This is a genomic window from Cellulomonas sp. P5_C6, from assembly GCF_054049635.1.
In genome coordinates this window covers 1-5,179 of the sequence record NZ_JBFULZ010000248.1, presented here as the reverse complement: position 1 = coordinate 5,179, position 5,179 = coordinate 1, and the positions used below count along the sequence as shown (strand labels likewise).

At 71.8% G+C, this 5,179-nt stretch carries 3 protein-coding genes; 2 read left to right on the top strand and 1 reads right to left on the bottom strand.

The window, feature by feature from the left end:
• Positions 1-32: 32 nt before the first annotated feature.
• Positions 33-2,921 carry an excinuclease ABC subunit UvrA gene (uvrA, locus tag ACXJKG_RS19215; protein WP_456847334.1) on the bottom strand — a complete coding sequence of 963 codons (2,889 nt, stop codon included), beginning with the start codon at positions 2,919-2,921 and terminating at the stop codon, positions 33-35.
• Between the two features lie 107 nt (positions 2,922-3,028).
• Here uvrA and ACXJKG_RS19210 point away from each other — a divergent pair, with 107 nt between their 5' ends.
• Together ACXJKG_RS19210 and ACXJKG_RS19205 are read left to right on the top strand one after the other, a co-directional pair.
• A complete protein-coding gene (locus ACXJKG_RS19210; protein WP_456847333.1) occupies positions 3,029-4,852 on the top strand; it encodes a glycoside hydrolase family 15 protein in 1,824 nt (607 codons plus the stop codon).
• A partial coding sequence (locus ACXJKG_RS19205; RefSeq protein WP_456847332.1) for an MBL fold metallo-hydrolase occupies positions 4,849-5,179 on the top strand: 331 nt, incomplete at its 3' end. The genes ACXJKG_RS19210 and ACXJKG_RS19205, both read left to right, overlap by 4 nt.

The window sequence follows — 5,179 nt, the reverse complement described above, 5'->3', positions numbered from 1 at the left end:
GAGGACGACCAGGTCGCCGGGCCCGGCCTCGGTCACGCCGGGACGCGCTGCTTGACGGTCCGCCGCTTCGCGGGCTGCTTGACGGGCTCGAGCACCTCGGCGAGGAACCGGCCGGTGTGGCTCTCCTCGACGCCGGCGACGTACTCCGGGGTGCCCTCGGCGATGACCAGGCCGCCACCGCTGCCACCCTCGGGGCCCATGTCGATGACCCAGTCCGCGTTCTTGATCACGTCGAGGTTGTGCTCGATGACGATCACGGAGTTGCCCTTGTCGACCAGCGACTGGAGCACCCCGAGCAGCTTGCGGATGTCCTCGAAGTGCAGGCCGGTGGTGGGCTCGTCGAGCACGTAGATCGTGCGGCCCGTCGAGCGGCGCTGGAGCTCGGCCGCGAGCTTGACGCGCTGCGCCTCGCCCCCGGACAGCGTCGGCGCCGGCTGACCCAGCCGCACGTACCCGAGCCCGACGTCGACCAGCGTGCGCAGGTGCCGGGAGATCGCGGGCACCGCGGCGAAGAACTCGGCGGCCTCCTCGATCGGCATGTTGAGCACGTCGGCGACCGTCTTGCCCTTGAAGTGCACCTCGAGCGTCTCGCGGTTGTAGCGCGCGCCGTGGCAGACCTCGCAGGGCACGTAGACGTCCGGCAGGAAGTTCATCTCGATCTTCAGCGTGCCGTCGCCCGAGCACGCCTCGCAGCGCCCGCCCTTGACGTTGAACGAGAAGCGGCCGGGCGTGTAGCCGCGAACCTTGGCCTCCGTCGTCTCGGCGAACAGCCGCCGGACGTGGTCCCAGACACCGGTGTAGGTGGCGGGGTTGGACCGGGGCGTGCGGCCGATCGGCCCCTGGTCCACGTGCACGACCTTGTCCAGGTGCTCCAGGCCGGTCACGCGCTTGTGCCGGCCGGCGACCTGCCGGGCGCCGTTCAGCTCGTTGGCCAGGACCGTGTAGAGGATCGCGTTGACCAGCGTCGACTTGCCGGAGCCGGAGACACCCGTCACCGCCGTGAGCACGCCGAGCGGGAACGACACGTCGATCCCCTGCAGGTTGTGCTCGCGCGCGCCGACGACCGTCAGCTGCCGCTGCTTGTCGGTGGGCCGGCGCTCGTTGGGCATCGGGATGGTCCGGCGCCCGGAGAGGTAGGCGCCCGTGACCGACTCGGCCGAGGACAGCAGGCCCGCCAGGTCGCCCGAGTGGACCACGCGGCCGCCGTGCTCGCCGGCGCCCGGGCCGATGTCGACGATCCAGTCCGCGGTGCGGATGGTGTCCTCGTCGTGCTCGACGACGATGAGCGTGTTGCCGAGGTCCCGCAGGCGGGTCAGCGTGTCGATCAGTCGCCGGTTGTCGCGCTGGTGCAAGCCGATGCTCGGCTCGTCCAGCACGTAGAGCACGCCGACCAGGCCGGAGCCGATCTGCGTGGCCAGCCGGATGCGCTGCGCCTCGCCGCCGGACAGCGTCGCGGCCGGGCGGGTCAGGGAGAGGTAGTCGAGACCGACGTCGAGCAGGAACCCGAGCCGCGCCTGGATCTCCTTGAGCACCTGCGCGGCGATGGCTCGCTCGCGCTCGCCCAGCTCGAGGCCGTCGAGGAACCCGCGTGCCTCGCGGATGGGCAGGTTGCAGACCTCCGCGATCGACTTGCCGCCGACCTTCACGGCCAGGACCTCCGGCTTGAGCCGGGCGCCCTCGCAGACCGGGCAGGGGACCTCGCGCATGAAGGCCTCGTACTTCTCCTTGCTCYAGTCCGAGTCGGTCTCGGTGTGCCGACGCTCGAGGAACGTGATGACGCCCTCGAACCCGGTCGAGTACTGCCGCTCGCGACCCCAGCGGTTCTTGTACCGGACCTTCACCTCGTGGTTCTGGCCGTGCAGCACCGCGTCCTTGGCTCGCTGCGGCAGCGCCCGCCACGGCACGGACGTCGAGAAGCCCATGTCCGCGGCCAGCGCGCTCAGCACGCGGGCGAAGTACTCGCTGGAGATCTGCGACCACGGGGCGACCGCGCCGTCGTCCAGCGAGAGGTCCTCGTCCGGGACCACCAGGTCGGGGTCCACCTCGAGGCGGGAGCCGATGCCGGTGCACTCCGGGCAGGCACCGTAGGGCGCGTTGAAGGAGAACGTCCGCGGCTCGATCTCGTCGAGCGTGAGCACGTGGTCGTTCGGACACGCACGGTGCTCGGAGAAGCGCCGCTCGCGGTTCAGGTCGTCGATGTCCGCGTCCACCAGCTCGACGACCAGCAGCCCGCCGGCGAGGCCGAGGGCCGTCTCGACCGAGTCGGTGAGCCGGCRCTGCACGCCCTCGCGGGCGACCAGGCGGTCGATGACGACCTCGATGTCGTGCTTGAGCTTCTTCTCGAGCGCCGGGGGCTCGGTCAGCTGCACGACCTCACCGTCCACGCGGGCGCGGGCGAAGCCCTTGGCCTGGAGCTCCTTGAACAGGTCCGCGTACTCGCCCTTGCGGCCGCGCACGACCGGCGCGAGCACCTGGTACCGCGTGCCCTCCGGCAGCTCCAGCAGGCGGTCGACGATCTGCTGCGGGGTCTGCGCCGTGACGCGCTCGCCGCAGATCGGGCAGTACTGCGTACCGGCGCGCGCGTACAGCAGGCGCAGGTAGTCGTAGACCTCGGTGATGGTGCCGACCGTCGAGCGCGGGTTGCGGTTGGTCGACTTCTGGTCGATCGACACCGCGGGCGAGAGACCCTCGATGAAGTCGACGTCGGGCTTGTCCATCTGCCCGAGGAACTGGCGCGCGTACGCGGACAGCGACTCGACGTACCTGCGCTGCCCCTCCGCGAAGATGGTGTCGAACGCCAGCGACGACTTCCCCGACCCGGACAGACCGGTGAACACGATGAGCTTGTCGCGCGGGAGATCGAGGTCGACGTTCCGAAGGTTGTGCTCGCGGGCGCCCTGCACCACCAGTCGTTCGTTCACGGCGGGGAGTCTACGTGCCGCCACCGACAATCGCACATCTGTTCGACGTGAGCGAACGCACAGCGGGCCGACGTGCCACTTGCTCGGAGCCGGGCCATGCTCGGCTCGTGGACCGCCCCGACGACGTCGTCGACCCCCCGCTCGTGCCCATCGAGGACTACGCCGTCCTGGGCGACGGGCAGACCGCGGCGCTCGTCTCGCGTCGCGGCTCGATCGACTGGATGTGCCTCCCGCAGTTCGACTCCGCGGCGTCGTTCGCCCGGCTCCTGGGCACGCCCGACAACGGGCGGTGGCTGCTCACGGTCCGTGAGGCCACCTCGGTGACGCGCCGGTACCTCGACGACTCCTTCGTCCTGCAGACGACGTACGTGGCTCCGACCGGCACCGCGGTGGCGCAGGAGACGATGCCGCTGAGCGACGGCAGGTCGGACATCGTGCGCAGGCTCGAGTGCACCAGCGGCACGGTCGAGGTCGACCACGAGTGGGTGGTCAGGTTCGGGTACGGCAAGGTCGAGCCGTGGGTCTATCGCCTGACGGACTCGGCGGGCGTCGACGCCATCCGGGCGATCGCCGGACCCGACTCGCTGTTGCTGAGGGGTGACCGGCTGCCGGTCCCGGACGGCCGACGGCACGCGGACCGGTTCACGCTGCGCGCCGGCGAGTCGGTCGAGCTCGCGCTGACCTGGACGCGGTCCTGGGACCCGGTCCCGCCACGCCTCACCATCGAGGACCGGCTGGACAGCACCCGCATCGAGTGGGGGCTGTGGGCGCGCCGGTGCGCCTACGAGGGGTCCTACCGCGAGGCCGTGGTGCGCTCGCTCCTCGTGCTGCGCCTGCTCACCGACGCCGACTCCGGTGGCATCGTGGCCGCGGTGACGACGTCGCTGCCGGAGGACTTCGGCGGCGCGCGCAACTGGGACTACCGGTTCTGCTGGCTGCGCGACGCCGCGATGACGCTCGAGGCACTGCTCGAGCACGGGTACCGGGACGAGGCGACCGGGTGGCGCGACTGGCTGCTGCGCGCCGTCGCCGGCAACGCCGCGGACCTGCAGATCATGTACCGCGTGGACGGCGGCCGCGACCTTCCCGAGCGGGAGCTCGACCACCTGTCCGGCTACGCCTTGTCGACGCCCGTCCGCGTGGGCAACGCCGCCGTCGGCCAGGTCCAGAACGACGTCCTCGGCGAGGTGATGTGCGCGCTCGAGATGGCCCGGGACGCGGGGCTCGCCGAGACCGACGACTCCTGGTCCCTCCAGCGGCACCTGATCGACCACCTGCTCACCCGCTGGCGGGAACCCGACCGCGGGATCTGGGAGGTCCGCGGCGACCCACAGCACTTCACGCACTCGAAGGTGATGGCGTGGGCCGCCGTCGACCGCGCCGTCCGAGCCGTCGAGCGGCACGGGCTCGACGGCCCCGTGGACCAGTGGCGCGTCGAACGGGACGCCATCCACGCCGACGTCCTGGCGCACGCGTGGAACGAGGAGCGCGGGACGTTCGTGCAGTCGTACGGCGCCACCCACACGGACGCCGCCCTGCTGCAGATGGCGCAGGTCGACTTCCTGCCGCCCGACGACCCCCGGATCGTGTCCACCCTGGCCGTGATCCGCGACGAGCTCGAGATCGCCCCCGGGCTGCTGCGGCGCTACCGCACGGAGCAGACCGACGACGGCGTGCCCGGCGACGAGCACGCCTTCCTGGCCTGCTCGTTCTGGCTCGCCGACGCCCTCGCGCGCGGCGGCGACGTGGACGGCTCGACCGAGGTGCTCGACATCCTCGTCGGCCTGGCCAACGACGTCGGGCTGCTGGCCGAGCAGTACGACCCGGTCGGCCACCGGATGGCGGGCAACCTGCCGCAGGCGCTGTCCCACCTGGCCCTCGTCCGCGCCGTGCACAGCCACGACCTCGCGCTCGAGCGGGCCGGCCGATGACCGCCGGCGTCCGCGAGCTCGAGATCCGGCAGGCGTCCGTCGGCCCCATGGACAACAACGCCTACCTGCTGACGTGCGTCGCCGACGGCTCCCAGCTCCTGCTCGATGCCGCGGCCGACCCGGACCGCCTGCTGGCGCTCGTCAACGAGGGCACCGGCCGCCTCGACCTCGTGGTCACGACCCACCGGCACCCCGACCACCACCGCGCCCTCGCCTCCGTGGTCGCGGTGACCGGCGCCCGTGCGGCAGCGGGGGCCGACGACGCCGACGCGATCACCGCGGCGACGGACATCGCGATCACGCAGCGCCTGCACGACGGCGACACCG